Here is a 17,243-nt window from a genome sequence, read left to right as displayed (position 1 = left end):
ACAGGTTAACCGCCGGCCCCGGGCGCCCGGCCCCGGCGGCGGAAGCCGGTCTCAGTGCCCGCTTCCCCGCTCCTCGCGGATGTGCGCCACCACGTCGGCGACGGTCCGGCGGACGGCGTCCGTCTCCGTCAGGAAGTGCCAGTAGTCGGGGTGCCGGCCCTCGAGCGTGGTGATCGCCCGCTCCAGCCGGGCCACGGCGTCGTCCAGGGGGCGCGCGTGCCGCGGGTCGGGGGTGTTGCGGCCCGCCATGGCGAGCCGCTGGGCGTCGCGGATCGCGAACCGGGTGCGTTCGATCTCCTGCTGCGGGTCCTTCTGCACGGCGTTCAGCTGCCGCAGCCGGTCACCGGCGGCGGAGACGGCCTCGTCGGTGCTGTTCAGCAGGGCCCGGACCGTCGCCAGCAGGGCGGTGGCGTCGGGCCAGCGCTGCTCGTCGCGGGCGCGCTGCGCCTCGGCGAGCTTGCCCTCGGCCTGCCGGACCGTTTCGGCGGCGTGGTCGGGCACGTGCTGGAGGTCCTGCCAGCAGGCGGCCGTGAACCGCCGCCGCAGCTCGCTCAGCACCGGTTCGACCTGCCCGGCGCGGGTGGTCAGGGCCTGGGCCCGGGTGCGCAGGGAGACCAGCCGGTGGTCGGTCTCGGCGGCCCGTTCGGGCAGCCGTTCCGCCTCGGCGCGGACCGCCTCGGCCTCCCGGGTGACCCGCTCGGCGCGCTCCAGGGTCTCCGGCACGCCGTGCTGCCCGGCGCCCTGGTTCAGCCGGGTCAGCTCCGGGCCCAGGGTGGCGAGGCGGGCGGCGAGGTCGTCCGCCGTCAGGCCGGTGCCCCGTACGGCGTCCAGGGCGTCGGAGGCGGCCAGCAGGGCCTGCCGGGCACGCTCGACGGCGGGGGCGAGCCGGGCCAGCTGGGTCTCGGCCTTGCCGAGCAGCGGGCCGAGCCCCTCGGCGAAGCGGTCCAGTTCCTGCTTGACCCGGCCCAGCTCGTCCTTGGCGGCGGTCAGTTCGGTACGGGCGCGGGAGGCGGCCGACGCCTCCAGGTCGTCCCGGTCGAGGTCGTGGGCGTCGACGGCGCTGATGTACCGGCCGCTGACCTCGTCGATGCGGCCGCCCAGCGCCGCGAAACCGTCGACGGCACGCCGGGCGGCGGGGGAGGAGTCGACGGCGGCGATCGTCTCTATGGAGATCCGCAGGTCCCGCTGGGCGGTGTCCAGCTCGTAGAAGGCCGCGGCGGCGGCGTCCTTCGCGGCCTGCGCCTCGGCCCGCTGGCTCTCGGCGCGCCCGCCGAACCAGCGCCGGGTGCCGCCCCCGGCGAACGCGGCGGGCAGGACGAGCGCGGCGAGCAGCGGCAGACCCGTCAGGGTGAGCGCGTCGCGCAGCGGGCCGGGCCGGCGGCGCCTCGGGGACGGGTGCGGCAGGCGCGGCGCGCGCGGCACCATCGGCGAGTACGGCTGCGATGGTGTCGCCGTCACATCCCTCTCCCGTGTCGTCCGTCCTGCCCGGGTTCATTCTCCCACCCGTAAGAGACGAACACACGGGCCGGTCAGTTCGCGGTTCGGACCGTGACTTTGCCGTCCTTGGTCCGCGCGGTCACCAGGTGGGAGCTCGCGTCGTCCCGGGGCACGGACACGTCGACCGACCCGTCGTCGCTGTCGGCGGACACCTTGTACGTGGCCCGGGGCAGGTCGACGGTGACGGAGCCGTCGTCGCTGCGGGTCTCCACCGAGTCCGGAACGGTCCCGAGTTCGAGGCGGACGGAACCGTCCTCGGTGGTCGCCTCCACCCGGCGCGAGGCGACCTCCGCGCGCAGGGATCCGTCGTCGCTGTGCAGCGTCAGCGGGCCGGTGGAGTCGCTGACGCGCACCGACCCGTCCGCCGTGCGGATCTCCAGGGCGTCCCGGAACCCCTGTGCCCGGACGCTGCCGTCGTCGCTCTTCACCGTGACCGTGATGCCGCGGGGGACTTCCACGCGGTGCTTGGTGGCGCAGTCGGCGACGAGGCCGTCGCAGTGCGTCCGCAGCTTCAGCCGGTCGCCGTCCATGCTCCAGGTCACCTCGGGGTCCGAGCCGACGACGACCGAGCCCTTGAACCACCGGGTGACCTCGACCTTGCCCGGGGCGTGCCCGTCCGCGGCGACGATCTCCAGCGCGGAGTCGTCGGCGTCGACGGTGAGGGTGCGGCCCGGCAGGGCGAAGGACCGGTGGTCGGGGTCCTTGTCCTCCTCGGCGGAGGAGCAGGCGCTGAGCCCCGCGACGAGGACGGCGACGACGCCGGCGGCGGCGACGGCGCGAGCGGTGACGGTACGGGCGGCCATGACGATCTCCCCCTGGGACGGACGACGAGGCACCGCACCCGTGAGGCCCGGCCGGCGGGCCCGGTGCGGTGGTACTTGTCGACCGTAGGGATCCGGGTCCCGCGCGGGGATCCGGGCCGCTCCCGGATCCGGGGTGGGGTTAACCCCCGGCCGGGGCCCGGCCCGCAACGCGTTTGCCGGGCAGTGCCCGGGGCCATGTAGGCTGTCGACTCGTCCTGGGTGCGTAGCTCAGGGGTAGAGCGCCTGCCTTACAAGCAGGATGTCGGCGGTTCGAAACCGTCCGCGCCCACCAGGACCGGCCACGAGCGCCGGCCGAGAGGCCCCCGGAGATCGTCCGGGGGCCTCTCGCGTGCGCCTGCTCTCAGGTGTCCTCTCCGGCTTCGTCCTCGTGGGCGTGCTTCAGTCCGGTGCGGGCGTCGACGCGGTCGGGGCCGGTGATCTCCGACCAGTAGCGATGGGTGCTGACGAAGACGGCGAGCTCGCGCTCGCGCTGCCGGAGCTTCTCCACCTCGGCCTGCTCGTCCTCCGACCAGCCCGGTGAGGCGGGGCGCTCGACCTTGCGCCAGCCGTTGTCGTCGCTGAAGCCGTCCAGCGGCTCGACGGACCAGGGGAGTCTCTTCAACAGGGCCGACAGCTCGGCCCGGACCTGGTGCAGTTCCTCCTGACCGGCGAGGAGGTCACTGGGGAAGTCATAGGTCGTAGCCACCCCTCAATGATACGCCTGTTCGATTTTGGGGTGCGCGTTCCCTTCGGTGGTTCACGCGAACGAGTGGCCGGGCGTACGCGCCCCGCGGACCGGTGTCCGGGTGGAGACTGGAGCCATGTGCCGCAGCATCAAGACGCTTCGCCCGCCCGCGCTGGCCGAGGAGGCCACCGGGGACGAGATCAGGGCCGCCGCCCTGCAGTACGTGCGCAAGGTGTCCGGGTTCCGGGCGCCGGCCGCGCACAACCGGGAGGTTTTCGAACAGGCGGTGGACGCCGTCACCGCGGCCACGGCCGAACTGCTGGCCGGCCTGGAGGTGCGCGGAGGCGCCGGCGCGCGGCGGGCGGGCTGACGCCGCCGCCGTGACCGGCCCCGGAGGCGCCCGCTACGAGGCCTCGCCGGCCCGCGGCTGGCGCCGCATCAGGTACGCCGCGCCCGCCCCCGCGCCGAACAGCGCGACCAGGGACACCCCCGTCGCCAGCCAGCTCGCGCCGAGCCACTGGCCGCCGAAGTAGCCGAGCGCGACGCTGTACGCGGCCCAGGACAGCCCCGCGAGGGCGGACCAGGGCAGGAACTCGCGGACCCGGCGGTGAGCGGCTCCGGCGACGAGGGAGACCACCGAGCGGCCGGCCGGGGCGAAACGGGCCAGCACGACGAGGGCGCCCCGGGCGCCGCCGCTGCGGGCGAGCGCACCGCCGAGGCGTTCCTGCGCGGTGGTCAGCCGGCGGGACCGGGCGATCGCGCGGTCCAGGCGGGCCCCGCCGCGCCAGGCCAGGCGGAACACCACCAGGTCGCCGAGGACGGAGGCGGTCGTGGCGCACAGCAGGAGGACCAGGATGTCGGGGACGTCGTCCGGCACCCGCCCGGCCGCCGCCGCACCCGAGCCCGCGGCCGCCGCCGTGGCCGCCGTGATCACGAGCACGCCGCTCGGCAGCACCGGCAGGAAGACGTCGAGCAGCACCGAGAGGACCACCAGCACGTAGATCCACGGACTGCCGACCAGTGCCGCCACATTTCCGAAACCCTCGACCACCACAACTCCCGTGGATCCCCCGTGGACCGGACCGTGCCGCGGTACGCGGGGAAACGGCAGGAGCGGTCGATGACAGCCATACAGCGTACGCCCGGAGTGTGACACCAGGTTCACAGGGGGCTCGCGCCACCGGCACCGGGTGTTCACCGGGCCGCCGCGAACGCGGCGCGGCGCCCGCCCCCGTGGGAGGCGGGCGCCGCACCGGCCGGCTCAGGCCGCGACGGGCGACTGCTCCGCAGCCTGCTTCTCCGGCTCGGACGTGCGCCGGGCCAGGGCCCGGTCCAGTCCGAAGGCACCGGAGCCGGTGAAGGCCAGCAGCAGGAAGGCCCAGCAGAACATCGCGGAGGCCTCGCCGCCGTTCTCCATCGGCCACAGCGCTCCCGGCTGGTGCACCTTGAAGTAGGCGTACGCCATCGAGCCCGAGGCGACGACGGCGGCGGCGCGCGTGCCGAGGCCCAGCAGGACGAAGCCGCCGGCGACGAGCTGGATCACGGCCGCGTACCAGCCCGGCCAGGTGCCGGCCTCTATCGTGCCGCCGGTTCCCGAGGCGCCGCCGAGCACGCCGAAGAGGGAGGCGGCGCCGTGGCAGGCGAAGAGCAGGCCGACGACGATGCGGAACAGGCCGAGGGCGTAGGGCTGGGCGCTGTCGAGGCGTCCGGACATGTGGGGGGGTGCTCCTTCGGTCGGGCCGGCCCGGGGCGGACCGGTGGGGGACGGAACCGAGTGGGCTGCCCACGTTAGGTGTCCCTAAGAGTGCTTGCAAGTTCAACATTTGGCCATGGCCTAACCTGCGGTTGTTGAGACCTCGCCTTCGTCCCGGCAGGTGGGAGCGCTCCCATAGAAGGGGACGCTCCGCTCCCCGTGACCGGTTTCCTATGCGTGGACCGGCCTGTCGCCTACGACAGCTCCCTTTCCGTGACCGTCCGCAGCACCGCCGTCCCGTCGCCCTCCGACCGGGCCTGCTCCAGGCGCAGCCGGGCCGAGCGCCCGCGCAGGGTCAGCGTCATGAGCTGGTTGCCGAACCAGGGGCCGCCGGTCCTGCGCCAGGACACCGCCGGGGGCGAGCAGCGCCCGTGCCGGGCGATGCGCCGCCCGAGAGCACGCGCCGGGGCGCTCCAGCCGAAGCGGAAGCCGAGCCGCATCGACAGCGGGACGGAGTTGTGCACCGGGGAGCAGGTCAGCTGCACGACCCGGGCGTCGGGATTCCGGCCCGGCCAGGACGGTTCGGCCACGTAGGCGTGGTGGACGTCCCCCGACAGCACGCTCACCGTCGCGGGCGCCCCCGGTCCCGTCCCGGCGTCGGCGATCAGGCCGGCGAGCGCGTCGAAGGAGGACGGGAAGGCCGGCCAGTGCTCCAGGTCCGCACCGCGCCGGATCCGCTCGCCGAGCCGGGCCCAGCGCTCACCCCGTTCGCCGCCGCAGACCGAGGCGTTCCAGGCTTCGAGGTCGTGCACCAGGTGGGGCAGCAGCCAGGGCAGGGAGGTGCCGATGAGGAGGTGGTCGTAGGCGGCGCCCTCGCCGTCGCCCCGGCCCTCCAGCACCTGCTCGCGCAGCCAGGCGGCCTCGCCCGGGTCGAGCATCGCGCGCCGGTCCTCGGCCAGGACCCGGGCGGCGCGGGAGTCCACCATCACCAGCCGCACGCGGCCGAAGTCGCGCCGGTAGCTCCAGCGCACGGAGGCGGGGTCGGCGTCGGCCCGCGCGGCGAAGTCGCGCAGCGCGTCGGTACCGTCGGGGGCCGCGCGCACGGCCGCGTAGAGCGGGTCGGCGGCCAGTTCGGCCGGGGAGAGGTTCCCCAGCTGCTGGTACACCCAGTACGACATCAGGCCGCTCAGGATCCGCTCGCGCCACCAGCCGGTGGCCCGCATGTCGGCGACCCAGGAGGCCGAGGTGTTCCAGTCGTCGATCACGTCGTGGTCGTCGAAGACCATGCACGAGGGCACGGTGGACAGCAGCCACCGCACCTCCGGGTCGCCCCACGACTCGTCGTAGAGCCGGGTGTACTCCTCGTAGTCCGCGACCTGGTCGCCCGGGGGTTCCTCCAGGTCGCGGCGCCCGGCGATCCAGCGGCGGGTCGCGTCGGAGACCTCGTCGGCGTACACCTGGTCGCCGAGCAGCAGCAGCACGTCGGGCCGAGCACCCCCCGGATCGGCCGCGACGCGGGCCGAGAGGGTGTCCAGGGCGTCCGGGCCCACCGGGTCCTTCCCGCCGGCCGGCGGCGCCGCCCAGCGGCAGGAGCCGAAGGCGACGCGCAGGTCCTCGTCCGCGGCCGGCGAGGCGATCACCGACGGCGGGAAGCGGGAGTCCGGCGGCGGCCACACGCGGGTGCCGTCGAGCAGCACCTCGTACTCCGTCGCCGTCCCGGGCGTCAGGCCGGTCACCGGGACCAGCACGTAGTGGTGGCCCGCGACCTGGAAGGTGCGGGCCGTGCCTTCCGCGCCGTCGGCGCAGCGCACCTCGGCGGTGCAGGGACGGCTCGTCTCGGCCCAGATGGTCGCGGACGAGCCGTCGTTGTACCTCAGCAATGGTCCCAGGCGTAGTCCCGCCATGGCGATCCCCTCCTCCGTCGCCCCGTACGGTACGGAACGACGGAGGGTGGCGGGGAGTGTCCGCGCCGGATCCGGAACGGTCTCAGCAGCTCGCGAGCTGGTTGGTCAGCGCCGACTTCTCGGCGGAGTCCACGGAGAGGCCGTAGTAGTACTTCACCTGCACCCAGGCGCGCACGTACGTGCACCGGTAGGCGGTGCGGGAGGGCATCCACGTGGCCGGGTCCTGGTCGCCCTTGGCCTGGTTGACGTTGTCGGTGACGGCGAGGAGCTGCGGGCGGGTCAGGTCGTTGGCGAACGCCTGGCGGCGGGAGGTGGTCCAGCCGCTCGCGCCGGAGTCCCAGGCCTCGGCGAGCGGCACGAGGTGGTCGATGTCCAGGTCGGAGGCGGCGGTCCAGGTGGCGCCGTCGTAGGGGGAGTACCAGCTGCCCGAGGTGGCGGCGCAGGCCGAGTCGGTGACGACGCCCGAGCCGTCGCGCTTGAGGACGGTCTCGCGGGTGTTGCAGCTGCCCGACTGGGTGATCCAGTGCGGGAACAGGTCGCGGTCGTAGCCGGTGCGGTTCTCGGTGGCGACGGTGAGGGAGGCGAGGTAGGAGCGGGCGGTGGCGGCGCTCACCGGGGTGGGCAGGGCGGCGGAGGCGGCCGGGCCGTTGAACAGCCCGGCGGAGGCTATGAGTCCGGTGAGCGCGGCGAGGGACGCGAGACGTCGACGCGCGTAGAACTTCGGCATGCGAACTCCCTGGGGGTGTGGGGGTCTTGGGCGCGAGCGAGGGAATGCTCGCGACGCCGCATGGCGCACAGATGTGCGGCCGGTAAGAAGCTAGTGACGTGTGCATGGCACGTCTATAAGCGCGACGGGACTTTCGCCCCTGAGGGCCGCCCGGGGGCTCGCGTACTATGGACGGCGCAGAAGGGGAGTAGCTCTTCGCCGGACCGTCGACATACTGCTCAGCTCGTCTGAGCCGGCGCCCGGAGGCGGATCCCGGTCACGGGGCCGCCAGCGAGACCTTCGGCAAGCAGTGCACGCCCGTGCCGTACGGCGGGGGCGACCGTGTGCTGCCGTGCCGAGGTGTTCGCGCAGGACCAGCACTCTCGGCGGGGCGGCCCCGACCGATAGAGGATTCCTTGATCAGCCTGACCGTGACGGCGCTCGTCTTCGGCGTCGTCTTCCTCGCCGAACTGCCGGACAAGACCGCGCTCGCCGGTCTCGTCCTCGGCACCCGCTACCGCGCGTCGTACGTCTTCGTCGGTGTCGCCGCCGCCTTCCTGCTGCACGTCGTGCTCGCGGTCGCGGCCGGCAGCGTGCTGACCCTGCTGCCGCAGCAGATCGTGCACGCGCTGACGGGTGTGCTGTTCCTGGGCGGCGCCGCGGTGCTGCTGATGAAGAAGGACGACGAGGACGAGGAGATCCGCAAGCCCGAGGACCAGTCCTTCTGGAAGGTCGCCGGGGCGGGCTTCATGCTCATCCTGGTCGCCGAGTTCGGCGACCTCACGCAGATCATGACGGCGAACCTCGCCGCCCGCTACGACGACCCGGTCTCCGTGGGCCTGGGCGCGGTGCTCGCGCTGTGGGCGGTGGCCGGGCTCGGCATCGTCGGCGGGAAGGCCCTCATGAAGCGGGTGCCGCTGGCGCTGATCACCAAGATCGCGGCGCTGCTGATGATCGGCCTCGGTGTGTGGAGCCTGTGGGAGGCGGTCACCGGCTGAGCGGTGACGCGGCGGTGGCGGTTGCGGTGGCTGCGATTGCGGTTGCGGCTGCGGCTGCGGTTGCGGCCGTGGCTGTGGGTGTGGCCGTGGCTGTCGGGCCTGCGGGGTCGTGGTGTGCGGCTGTGTGGGCGAACGGGGGGTGAACGTTCGGCCGGGGCGGTGGCGCGATCCCCCGGCTGTTTTGTACCGTAGAGAAACAAAGTGGCTCCCGCCCGTTCTCCCTGACCGGCGGGCGGGGCCGCCTTGTCCCCTCCCCGCCCCTTGGAGTCTGCCGATGCCGGCCACCACCACTGTTCTTCCCGCCCGTGCCCTGCTGCTCGACATGGACGGCACCCTCGTCAACTCGGACGCCGCCGTCGAGCGCGTCTGGCGGCGCTGGGCCGACCGGCACGGGCTGGACGGCGACGAGGTCATGAAGGTCGTCCACGGGCGGCAGGGGTACGCGACGATGGCGCTGCTGCTGCCGGACCGGCCGATGGAGCAGAACCACGCGGACAACGCGCGGATGCTCGCCGAGGAGACCGCCGACACCGAGGGTGTCGTGGAGATCGCCGGGGCGCGGGAGTTCCTCGCCTCCCTGCGGGGGCTGCCGCACGCGCTGGTGACCTCCGCGGACGTCGCGCTGTCCACGGCGCGGATGGCCGCCGCGGGGCTGGCCCAGCCGGACGTGCGGGTGACCGCGGAGTCAGTCGGTGCGAGCAAGCCCGATCCGGAGGGGTTCCTCAAGGGCGCGGCCGAGCTGGGCGTCGACCCGGCGGACTGCGTCGTGTTCGAGGACTCCGGGGCGGGGATCGCGGCCGCGCGGGCGGCGGGGATGCGGGTCGTGGGGGTCGGGCCGCGGGCCGGTGTGCACGAGCCGGACGTGGTGGTGCGGGATCTGACGCAGGTGCGGGTGGAGGCCGACGGGCGTGGGGGGCTGCGGCTGCACGTGGGCTGACGGGCGGGCGGGGTCGGTGCCGGTGCCGGTGCCGGTGCCGGTGCCTGGGCCTGTGGGGTGCGTGGTGCCCGGCGTGAGTGCTGGGGGGCGGGTGGGTTACGGGGCCCGGCGTGGGCGGGGTGCCGCCGCGCCCACCCGTGCCGCCCTTGGCGGCACGATTGCCCGCGGTTCACGTGCCCGTGGTGCCCGGCGTGCGGGGTGCCCGGCGTGAGTGCTGGGGGGCGGGTGGGTTGCGGGGCCCGGCGTGGGCGGGGTGTGCCGCCGCGCCCACCCGTGCCGCCCTTGGCGGCACGATTGCCCGCGGATCATGTGCCCGTGGTGCCCGGTGTGTGGGGTTGCTCGCGGTTCACGTGCCCGTGGTGCCCGGCGTGTGGGGGTGCCCGCGGTTCGCGTGCGCGTGGTGCCCGGCGTGTGGGGGTGCCCGCGGTTCACGTGCGCGTGGTGCCCGGCGTGGGGGGGCTGCCCCCGGCTCACGTGCCCGTGCCGACCGCGGATCACGTGCCCGTGCCGACCGGGGTGCACTTGCTCGGTGTCAGGGTTGGTGGGTTTCCGATTCCAGCATGCGGCGGGTGGGTTCGTCGTAGACGCCCAGGTCGCCGGTGCGGATGCCGCGTGCCCACTGGTAGGTGCGGACCGACTCCTCCACCTGGTGGTCGTAGGTGCCGTCGACGTCGCCCGTGTACAGGTACAACTGGGCGAGGCGCTGCTGGAGCTCGGTGACCTCGGCGCCGCGGTCGCCGCGGTGCAGGGTGCCGCCGCCGTCGTAGCGGTCGTCGTCCTCCCCGTCGTCCCCGGGGGCCAGGGCGGGGGCGCTCGGCGTGGTCGCGGTCGGCTCGGGGGACCGCGACGGTGTCGGTGCGGCGCTCGACGACGCAGACGGGGACGGCGAGGGCGGGGCCGAGGGTGACGGGCTCTCGCTCTCCGACGCCGAGGCGGACGCGGACGCGGTGCTCGGCGCGGCCGACGGCGTGCTCGGCTCCGGTGCCGTGGAGGGCGGGGAGGCCGACGGTGCCGGCACGCTCGCCCGGACCTCGTCCGGCAGGGCGCCGTCCCGCGACGGCGACTCGTAGGAGAACAGCCCGCTCGCGTACCCGGCCGCCCCCACCACGACCACGAGCGCCCCGGCGACGCCGAGCAGCACGCCCCGCCGGCGCCCGCGCGGCCGGCGGCCACCGGTGCCGTCCGGCACGGGCTCCAGGGGCGCCGTCGCGTCGAACAGGCGCAGGTCGTGATCGCTGGGCACACCGGCCGGGGGCGCCAACGGCGTGGGCAGCACGGAGGTCGCCTCCGCGGCCGGGGTTGCGGCGGACGCCCCGGCGTCGACGGCGCGCAGCACCATGGTGGCGTCCGGCTTAGCGGTCGCCGGGGGCTCGTCGGAGCCGTCCAGCTCGACGTACGGCCTGATCCGCAGCGGGTCGAAGTCCTCCGCGGCCGCGGCCTGCTCCGCACGCGCGTCGCGCAGCGCGTCGGCCGCGCGGGACCCGCAGGCGCAGGACGGCGTGTTGTCCGCGTTCCTGGGCGCTCCGCACTCGGGGCACGGATGCCCCGAGGGCCGCCCCTGCGGCTCCTGCGACGGCTTCTGCTGCTCCACGCTCGTCCCTCCCCTCGCGACTCCCCTCGCGACCTCCAGAGATTATGCAGATCTTCTCCACAAGCGCGCGCACACGCCCCCGGAACATCGCCCTCCGCAGGACTGAACAGGCCATAACCGGACACACCGATCAGGATGGTGGGTGGGTGGCGGCACCCCTGACGAGCGCCGGGAGGTCTTCGATGGCAGCGGATGTGCGCGAAGTGACGGAGCCGGTACGGCCCGAGGACCGCGAACAGGTCACCGGCGGCGTCCTGGTCTCGATCGGGGCCCTGCTCCTCGGCATGCTGCTCGCCGCCCTCGACCAGACCATCGTGTCGACGGCGCTGCCCACCATCGTCAGCGACCTCGGCGGGCTGGAGCACCTGTCCTGGGTGGTCACCGCGTACATCCTGGCCGCGACCGCCGCGACCCCGCTGTGGGGCAAGCTCGGCGACCAGTACGGACGCAAGAAGCTGTTCCAGACGGCGATCGGGATCTTCCTGGTCGGCTCGGTGCTGTGCGGGGTCGCGCAGAGCATGTCCGAGCTGATCGCCTTCCGCGCGCTCCAGGGGCTGGGCGGCGGCGGGCTGATGGTGCTGTCGATGGCGATCGTCGGCGACCTGGTCTCCCCCCGCGAACGAGGCCGCTACCAGGGCCTGTTCGGAGCGGTGTTCGGCGCGACCAGCGTGCTGGGGCCGCTGCTCGGCGGGGTCTTCACCGAGCATCTGAACTGGCGCTGGGTGTTCTACGTCAACCTGCCCGTCGGCGTCGTCGCGCTCGCCGTGATCGCCGTGGTCCTGCACGTCCCGCACAGGTCGACCCGGCACGTCATCGACTACGTGGGCACCCTGCTCATCGCCTCCGTCGCCACCTGCCTGGTGCTGGTCGCCTCGCTCGGCGGCACGACCTGGGCGTGGGGATCGCCGCAGATCGTCGGCCTGGCGGTGCTGGGCGTCGTGCTGGCCGCCCTGTTCGTGGCGGTGGAGCGCAGGGCCGCCGAGCCCGTCCTGCCCCTGAAGCTCTTCCGCGTCCGCACCTTCACGCTGTCCGCCGTCATCAGCTTCGTCGTCGGCTTCGCGATGTTCGGCGCGATGACCTACCTGCCCACCTTCCTCCAGGTCGTGCAGGGCGTCAGCCCGACCCTGTCCGGTGTGCACATGCTGCCGATGGTGGTCGGCGTCCTGCTGGCCTCGACCGGGTCCGGGCAGATCATCAGCCGCACCGGCCGCTGGAAGGTGTTCCCCGTCGCGGGCACCGCCGTCACCACCTTCGGCCTGCTCCTGCTGCACCGGCTCGACGAGAACAGCTCGACCGCCGAGATGAGCGCCTACTTCTTCGTCTTCGGTCTGGGCCTCGGCCTGGTGATGCAGGTCCTCGTCCTCATCGTGCAGAACGCCGTCCCCTACGAGGACCTGGGCGTCGCCACGTCGGGTGCCACCTTCTTCCGCTCCATCGGCGCGGCCTTCGGCGTCGCCATCTTCGGCACGGTCTTCGCGAGCCGCCTCGGCTCCGAGCTCACCGACGCCTTCCGCGGCGCGCGGCTGCCGCCCGGCGTCTCCACGGACTCGCTCAAGGCCGACCCGCGCGGCATCGGCGCCCTGCCCGCCGCCCTGCGCCCGGAGGCCCTGCACGCCTACGCGACCGCCATCACGGACGTCTTCCTGTACGCCGCCCCCGTGGCCCTCCTCGGCTTTGCGCTGGCCTGGTTCCTGAAGGAGGACAGGCTGCGCGGCTCGGTCACGGCACCCGACGGCACGCAGACCTTCGCCAGCAACCCGGTCGAACGGTCCTCGCACGACGAGGTGTGCCGCGCCCTGTCCGTGCTCGGCACCCGCGAGGGCCGCCGGGAGATCTACCGGCGGATCACCGAACGGGCGGGCTACGACCTGCTGCCGGCGGCCAGCTGGATGCTGCTGCGGGTCAGGAGGTACGGCCGGGTGGAGCCGGCCGTGCTCGCCGAGCGCAGCCCCGTTCCGCTCGCCGCCGTCATGGCGGCCGCCCGCCAGGTGGAGGAGCGGCACCTCGCCGTCCGTGAGGGCCCCGACCTGGTTTTGACCGACCGGGGCCGCGAGTACGCCGAGCGGCTGGCGAAGGCCCGCGAGGACTCCCTGGCCGAGCTGCTGGGCGACTGGTGGGGGCCGGACCGCCCGACCGACCTGGTGCGGCTGGTGAAGGAGCTCAGCGGTGAGCTGTGCGGGTCGGAACGGGAGCGTCCGCACGACCAGCGCGACCTGACCCGGGCCGGCTGAGCGTCAGGCCGCGGTCCGGGCCAGCGGTTTGGTGAACCAGTGCTCGGCGTAGGGGTCGTCCTTGTACGCCTCGGTCTCCGTGTAGCCGAGCCGCGCGTACAGGGAGCGGGCCTCGACGAGGTCGCCGCGCGTGTCGAGGACGATCCGCGCGGCCCCGAGCTCCCGTGCGGCCTCCTCGGCGGCCCCGACGAGCAGCGCGGCGCCGCCGCGGCCGCGCAGGTCCGCCCGGAGGAACACCCGGGTCAGCTCGGCGGTCGTGCCGTCCAGCAGCCGGACGCCCGCGGTGCCGGCCGGCTCACCGGCGTACCGCGCCACCAGCAGCCGGCCCCCGGGCGGCGCGAGGTCGGCGCCGGACTGCGCGGCGATCTCCCGCTCCAGCTCGTCCGGGTCGGTGCGCCGGCCCTCGTGCAGCAGGTACCAGCGGTCGCTGACCTCCGTGTAGTACGCGCGCCACATGGCGGCGGCGACGGGGGAGTCGTACGGTTCCGGGGCGACGGTCCAGGTCATGACCGGCATTGTCGGGACGGCCGGTCCGGTGCGCGAGCGCATTTTCCCACGGGTGCGCCGTCGCCGCTCCCCGTGCGCCGTTTGAGGGGGGACTGTGCGGCAACACGAAGGGCGAACCGGCCGCTCGGAGAGCCGGTTGGGCCGAGAACCCGGAAGGCACACATGTCCACAGGCGTGATCATCGCTCTGATCGTGATCGTGGCGGCCGTGCTCGTCGTCGCGGCCGTCCTGGCCTCGCGCGCGCGGGGCTCCCACGGCGGAAACCTGAAGCGGCGCTTCGGGCCGGAGTACGAACGGGCCGTGGCCCGGCACGACGGCGACACCAAGGCCGCCGAACGTGAACTGGCCGAGCGCGTCGAGCGGCACGGATCGCTGCGCACGCGGCAGTTGGACCCGGCCGAGCGCGAGCGGTTCGAGGCGCGCTGGACGGCCGCGCAGGAGCGCTTCGTCGACTCCCCGCGCGAGGCGGTCGCCGAGGCGGACCGGCTGATCGCCGAGGTCGCCGGCGCCCGCGGCTTCCCGGACGGCGGCCAGTACGAGGAGCAGCTCGCCGCGCTGTCCGTGCACCACGCCCACCATGTCGACGGCTACCGGCGCGTGCACCGCGTGACGCACGCGCGCGTGGACGGCGCGCAGGACAGCGGCGCGGGCACGGAGGAGATGCGCGCGTCCCTCGTCGAGGCGCGTGCCCTGTTCGAGGACCTGGTGCGCCCGGCCCGTCACGACGGCGGCCGGTCCCGGGCCGAGGTGGAGGGCACGCGGACCGCACCGTCCCGGTCGCAGCACGCCTGGTCGTTCAGCAAGCGTCAGCCGAAGGAGAGTTGAGCACATGTCCGACGTGACCCGGCAGCCCGGCGGCAACCCCGCCGAACGAGACACGCAGACCCACGGCACCCTCGGTGAGGGCGGCCAGGGTGCCGGCATCCGTGCCGAGCACGCCGTCGGCGCCCGCGAGGACGTCACCCCCGGCCTGCGGACGCGCACCACCGGCACGGCGCCCGGCACCGACGGCACCCGCGCCGAGCCCGGCACCGACGGTTCGCACGGCGCGCACGCGGCGCCCGGGACCGAGGGTTCGCACGGCGTCCACGCAGAGCCTGGGACCGAGGGTTCGCACGGCGTCCACGCAGAGCCTGGGACCGAGGGTTCGCACGGTGTCCACGCGGCGCCCGGCACCGACGGTTCGCACGGCGCGCACGCCGCGGCCGGGACCGACGGCGGCTCGTACGGCGCCCCTGAGGAGGCCGGGGGGCTGCTGCCGCACGAGGAGTGCGACAGGCTCGGGCAGCGGCTGCACCACGCCGTGACGGAGTTCGTCGACGCCCCGCGGGCCTCCGTCGAGGAGGCCGACCGCGTGCTCGAGGAGCTCGCCGCCCGCTTCACGGACGCCGTCACGCACCGCCGCCGCACCCTGCGCACCTCCTGGCAGGACAGCGGCGAGGGGAGCCGCGCGACGAGCACCGACACCGAACAGCTCCGGCTGGCCCTGCGGGACTACCGCGAGCTGGCCGACCGCCTGATGCACGTGTGACGCGCAGGCGTCACCGTTCCGCCCGGCGCTCCCGCCACTGACGTACGACCTCGTCGACGTCGTAGGGCTTCTTGCCCAGCGGGGGCCCGGGCGGCGGCTTGAACATGACGTCGCGGATCTTGACGTTGATCTGCTCGACGATCCTGCGGGCGGCCCCCTCCGTCGGGGCGTCCAACGCCGCCGCCAGCGCGTCCTCCGCCTCCTTGCGCAGGGCCAGCGTCGGCGGCAGCACGGAGAGACCCTCGCGGGCCATCTTCCGCTTGACCCACCACAGTTCGTCGTACGTGCTCTCCACGTCGCTCGGGAGCGGTTTGCCCACCCCCGGCAGCCGGTCGAACTCGCCGCGCGCGTCCGCGTCGCGGATCTGCTTGTCGACCCAGGACTCGAAGTCGACGCCGGGTGGCTTTCGCTCGGTCATGACCCCATTGTGCCGGACACCGCACCACCGGCCGATCTATCATGCGGCGGCACAGGCCAACGCCCAGCCGGGACGTCTCGAAGGAGCGCACGTGCTCGAACTGACCATGGCCGCCGTCACCGCGGCGGACGCGGGCGCCACCGCGGGCATGCAGATGGCCGACGCGCCCAGCGAGCCCGGCGCGGTGCTGCGGGTGGGCCGGGACAGGTCCGTGTGCCGGCTGTCGACGCCGGACGACTGGCTGTTCGTCTCCCGCGTCCACCTGGAGTTCCGCTGCGGCCCCGACGGCACCTGGCAGCTGACCTGGCTGCGCGGCTCGCAGCCGGACCCGTCCTCGGAGGTCCGGCTCACCGTCGGCGCGCAGACGCAGGCCCTCGTCTACGGCGGCACCGTGCCGCTGCCCAGGGGCGGCAGCGGCGAGATCGTCGTCCAGGACCGCACCGAGCCGCGCAGCGTGAACGTCGGCTTCTACCACGAGGTGTGAGCCGGCACCCGGCCGCGCTCAGGCCAGCACGCGGGCCAGGGCGAAGCCGTCGTAGCCCTTGCTGCCGACCGTCTGGACGGCGGTGCCGCTGAGCCGCGGGTGGCTGCCGATCATCTCGATGGCGGCGCGGGTGCCGCGCACGTCCGCGGCCTCGCTGCCGGCGTCGGCCACGTGCCCGCCGCGGACCACGTTGTCGAGGACGATCAGGCTGCCGGTGCTGGTGAGCCGCAGCGCCCAATCCAGGTAGTGCGGGTTGTTGCCCTTGTCGGCGTCGATGAAGACCAGGTCGAAGGGGGGCGGGTTGTCGTCGGCGAGCTTCGGCAGCGACTCCAGCGCCGGGCCCACGCGCACGTCGACGACGGACTCCAGGCCGGCGCGGGCGATGTTGCGGACGGCGACCTCGGCGTGCCGGGCGCTGTACTCCAGGGTGACCAGGCGGCCGTCGGCGGGCAGGGCGCGGGCCAGCCAGATGGTGCTGTAGCCGCCGAGGGTGCCGATCTCCAGGACGGTGCGGGCGCCCTGGACCTGGGCGAGGAGGTGGAGGAGCTTGCCCTGGGTGGGGGTGACGGCCACCGGCGGCAGCCCGGCGGCGTCACTCTCCCGCAGGGCGGCCTCCAGGGCGTCGTCCCCCGGTGCGAGGTGGCTGGTGAAGTAGGCGTCGACGTCGTCCCAGAGCCGTGAGTCGCTCATGCCGGGGATGCCTCCCGTACGCGTGGTTAGCGCTTCTAAGTAGATGCCCTAACGAATATAGACGCGCGGCAGGCCCACGTCCCGAAGCCGACCAAGTCCCCCCACCCGTGTCCCGGCGGACCCCCGCCGGGGGCAGTGCGGGACTGCGGCGGGGCGGCTCCCGGCGGAGAGGCGCTCAGCCGGTACGGGTTCCCGCCGGGGCTGCGGTGGGGTGACTCTTCGCGCGGTGGCCGTCCGGCGCGGGTCTGGGCGCTGCGGCCTCGGGCGGAGGCGGCGCCTGGCCGGTATGGGTTCCCGCCGGGGGTGCGGTGGGGTGACTGTTCGCGCGGTGGCCGTCCGGCGCGGGTCTGGGCGCTGCGGCCTTGGGTGAAGGCGGCGCCTGGCCGGTATGGGTTCCCGCCGGGGGTGCGGTGGGGTGACTGTTCGCGCGGTGGCCGTCCGGCGCGGGTCCCGGGCGTGGCCCTCGGTGAGGGTCCGGGTGGGCCGGGGGGGGGGGGGGGGGGGGCCGCCCCCCCCCCCGGGGGGGGGGGGGGCCGCGGGGGGGGCGGGGGCCCGCCCCCGCTGCGCG

At 74.4% G+C, this 17,243-nt stretch carries 18 protein-coding genes and 1 tRNA gene; 8 read left to right on the top strand and 11 right to left on the bottom strand.

Annotated elements, in window-relative coordinates:
• Positions 1-51: 51 nt before the first annotated feature.
• On the bottom strand, positions 52-1,458 hold the full coding sequence (locus ACGF3H_RS02825) for a hypothetical protein (protein ID WP_362499925.1): 1,407 nt from the start codon (positions 1,456-1,458) through the stop codon (positions 52-54).
• Between the two features lie 71 nt (positions 1,459-1,529).
• Entirely contained in the window at positions 1,530-2,300 is a 771-nt protein-coding gene (locus tag ACGF3H_RS02820) for a DUF4097 family beta strand repeat-containing protein (protein WP_362499926.1), read from the bottom strand.
• A gap of 217 nt (positions 2,301-2,517) precedes the next feature.
• Between ACGF3H_RS02820 and ACGF3H_RS02815 the strand changes: the two genes are divergently transcribed.
• Positions 2,518-2,592, top strand: a tRNA-Val gene (locus ACGF3H_RS02815).
• 69 nt (positions 2,593-2,661) lie between these two features.
• On the opposite strand, the gene ACGF3H_RS02810 is transcribed toward ACGF3H_RS02815, so the two are convergent.
• On the bottom strand, positions 2,662-3,006 hold the full coding sequence (locus ACGF3H_RS02810; RefSeq protein ID WP_362499927.1) for a hypothetical protein: 345 nt from the start codon (positions 3,004-3,006) through the stop codon (positions 2,662-2,664).
• A 115-nt stretch (positions 3,007-3,121) separates the two neighbouring features.
• On the opposite strand from ACGF3H_RS02810, the gene ACGF3H_RS02805 reads away from it, so the two are divergent.
• The gene (locus ACGF3H_RS02805) at positions 3,122-3,355 is read left to right on the top strand and encodes a DUF2277 domain-containing protein (RefSeq protein WP_239768340.1); all 234 of its coding nucleotides are present in this window, start codon (positions 3,122-3,124) and stop codon (positions 3,353-3,355) included.
• Positions 3,356-3,388: 33 nt separating this feature from the next.
• Here the strand turns inward: ACGF3H_RS02805 and ACGF3H_RS02800 are convergent, their stop codons facing one another.
• The 4 genes from ACGF3H_RS02800 to ACGF3H_RS02785 form a co-directional block, all read right to left on the bottom strand.
• The gene (locus ACGF3H_RS02800) at positions 3,389-4,015 is read right to left on the bottom strand and encodes a DedA family protein (RefSeq protein WP_393816447.1); all 627 of its coding nucleotides are present in this window, start codon (positions 4,013-4,015) and stop codon (positions 3,389-3,391) included.
• A gap of 231 nt (positions 4,016-4,246) precedes the next feature.
• Complete coding sequence (locus tag ACGF3H_RS02795; RefSeq protein ID WP_362499929.1) at positions 4,247-4,699, bottom strand: DoxX family protein; 453 nt, start codon at positions 4,697-4,699, stop codon at positions 4,247-4,249.
• Between the two features lie 233 nt (positions 4,700-4,932).
• Entirely contained in the window at positions 4,933-6,582 is a 1,650-nt protein-coding gene (locus tag ACGF3H_RS02790) for an alkaline phosphatase D family protein (protein WP_362499930.1), read from the bottom strand.
• A gap of 82 nt (positions 6,583-6,664) precedes the next feature.
• On the bottom strand, positions 6,665-7,309 hold the full coding sequence (locus ACGF3H_RS02785; RefSeq protein ID WP_362499931.1) for an HNH endonuclease family protein: 645 nt from the start codon (positions 7,307-7,309) through the stop codon (positions 6,665-6,667).
• 395 nt (positions 7,310-7,704) lie between these two features.
• On the opposite strand from ACGF3H_RS02785, the gene ACGF3H_RS02780 reads away from it, so the two are divergent.
• Both ACGF3H_RS02780 and ACGF3H_RS02775 read left to right on the top strand, forming a co-directional pair.
• Positions 7,705-8,286: a TMEM165/GDT1 family protein gene (locus ACGF3H_RS02780; RefSeq protein WP_362499932.1), complete on the top strand. Its 582-nt coding sequence runs from the start codon at positions 7,705-7,707 to the stop codon at positions 8,284-8,286.
• Positions 8,287-8,560: 274 nt separating this feature from the next.
• Positions 8,561-9,223 carry an HAD-IA family hydrolase gene (locus ACGF3H_RS02775; RefSeq protein WP_362499933.1) on the top strand — a complete coding sequence of 221 codons (663 nt, stop codon included), beginning with the start codon at positions 8,561-8,563 and terminating at the stop codon, positions 9,221-9,223.
• A 532-nt stretch (positions 9,224-9,755) separates the two neighbouring features.
• Here the strand turns inward: ACGF3H_RS02775 and ACGF3H_RS02770 are convergent.
• Positions 9,756-10,814 (bottom strand): peptidoglycan-binding domain-containing protein, encoded by a 1,059-nt coding sequence (locus tag ACGF3H_RS02770; RefSeq protein WP_362499934.1) that lies wholly within the window; start codon positions 10,812-10,814, stop codon positions 9,756-9,758.
• 182 nt (positions 10,815-10,996) lie between these two features.
• Here ACGF3H_RS02770 and ACGF3H_RS02765 point away from each other — a divergent pair, with 182 nt between their 5' ends.
• Positions 10,997-13,045: an MFS transporter gene (locus ACGF3H_RS02765; RefSeq protein WP_362499935.1), complete on the top strand. Its 2,049-nt coding sequence runs from the start codon at positions 10,997-10,999 to the stop codon at positions 13,043-13,045.
• Between the two features lie 3 nt (positions 13,046-13,048).
• Here the strand turns inward: ACGF3H_RS02765 and ACGF3H_RS02760 are convergent, their stop codons facing one another.
• On the bottom strand, positions 13,049-13,552 hold the full coding sequence (locus ACGF3H_RS02760) for a GNAT family N-acetyltransferase (RefSeq protein ID WP_362499936.1): 504 nt from the start codon (positions 13,550-13,552) through the stop codon (positions 13,049-13,051).
• A gap of 162 nt (positions 13,553-13,714) precedes the next feature.
• Here ACGF3H_RS02760 and ACGF3H_RS02755 point away from each other — a divergent pair, with 162 nt between their 5' ends.
• Together ACGF3H_RS02755 and ACGF3H_RS02750 are read left to right on the top strand one after the other, a co-directional pair.
• Positions 13,715-14,377, top strand: coding sequence for a hypothetical protein (locus tag ACGF3H_RS02755; protein WP_362499937.1), 663 nt, complete (start codon positions 13,715-13,717; stop codon positions 14,375-14,377).
• 4 nt (positions 14,378-14,381) lie between these two features.
• On the top strand, positions 14,382-15,083 hold the full coding sequence (locus tag ACGF3H_RS02750) for a hypothetical protein (RefSeq protein WP_362499938.1): 702 nt from the start codon (positions 14,382-14,384) through the stop codon (positions 15,081-15,083).
• 10 nt (positions 15,084-15,093) lie between these two features.
• Here the strand turns inward: ACGF3H_RS02750 and ACGF3H_RS02745 are convergent, their stop codons facing one another.
• A complete protein-coding gene (locus tag ACGF3H_RS02745; RefSeq protein ID WP_362499939.1) occupies positions 15,094-15,501 on the bottom strand; it encodes a DUF1992 domain-containing protein in 408 nt (135 codons plus the stop codon).
• 91 nt (positions 15,502-15,592) lie between these two features.
• Between ACGF3H_RS02745 and ACGF3H_RS02740 the strand changes: the two genes are divergently transcribed.
• Positions 15,593-15,985 carry a hypothetical protein gene (locus ACGF3H_RS02740; protein WP_362499940.1) on the top strand — a complete coding sequence of 131 codons (393 nt, stop codon included), beginning with the start codon at positions 15,593-15,595 and terminating at the stop codon, positions 15,983-15,985.
• Positions 15,986-16,003: 18 nt separating this feature from the next.
• Here the strand turns inward: ACGF3H_RS02740 and ACGF3H_RS02735 are convergent, their stop codons facing one another.
• Entirely contained in the window at positions 16,004-16,675 is a 672-nt protein-coding gene (locus ACGF3H_RS02735; protein ID WP_362499941.1) for an O-methyltransferase, read from the bottom strand.
• Between the last annotated feature and the right edge of the window lie 568 nt (positions 16,676-17,243).

This window comes from Streptomyces sp. NPDC048185 (genome assembly GCF_043202495.1).
In the GTDB taxonomy this organism is placed as follows: Bacteria; Actinomycetota; Actinomycetes; order Streptomycetales; family Streptomycetaceae; genus Streptomyces.
Note: the sequence above shows the minus strand (reverse complement) of the source record. Positions and strands in the feature narration are given on the sequence as shown.

Bases quoted from the DNA above. Each gene is read 5' to 3' on its own strand.
- ACGF3H_RS02755 (WP_362499937.1), top strand. From the start codon at position 13,715: ATGTCCACAGGCGTGATCATCGCTCTGATCGTGATCGTGGCGGCCGTG.
- ACGF3H_RS02735 (WP_362499941.1), bottom strand. From the start codon at position 16,675: ATGAGCGACTCACGGCTCTGGGACGACGTCGACGCCTACTTCACCAGC.
- ACGF3H_RS02820 (WP_362499926.1), bottom strand. From the start codon at position 2,300: ATGGCCGCCCGTACCGTCACCGCTCGCGCCGTCGCCGCCGCCGGCGTC.
- ACGF3H_RS02805 (WP_239768340.1), top strand. From the start codon at position 3,122: ATGTGCCGCAGCATCAAGACGCTTCGCCCGCCCGCGCTGGCCGAGGAG.
- ACGF3H_RS02775 (WP_362499933.1), top strand. From the start codon at position 8,561: ATGCCGGCCACCACCACTGTTCTTCCCGCCCGTGCCCTGCTGCTCGAC.
- ACGF3H_RS02790 (WP_362499930.1), bottom strand. From the start codon at position 6,582: ATGGCGGGACTACGCCTGGGACCATTGCTGAGGTACAACGACGGCTCG.
- ACGF3H_RS02765 (WP_362499935.1), top strand. From the start codon at position 10,997: ATGGCAGCGGATGTGCGCGAAGTGACGGAGCCGGTACGGCCCGAGGAC.
- ACGF3H_RS02750 (WP_362499938.1), top strand. From the start codon at position 14,382: ATGTCCGACGTGACCCGGCAGCCCGGCGGCAACCCCGCCGAACGAGAC.
- ACGF3H_RS02745 (WP_362499939.1), bottom strand. From the start codon at position 15,501: ATGACCGAGCGAAAGCCACCCGGCGTCGACTTCGAGTCCTGGGTCGAC.
- ACGF3H_RS02795 (WP_362499929.1), bottom strand. From the start codon at position 4,699: ATGTCCGGACGCCTCGACAGCGCCCAGCCCTACGCCCTCGGCCTGTTC.
- ACGF3H_RS02785 (WP_362499931.1), bottom strand. From the start codon at position 7,309: ATGCCGAAGTTCTACGCGCGTCGACGTCTCGCGTCCCTCGCCGCGCTC.
- ACGF3H_RS02760 (WP_362499936.1), bottom strand. From the start codon at position 13,552: ATGACCTGGACCGTCGCCCCGGAACCGTACGACTCCCCCGTCGCCGCC.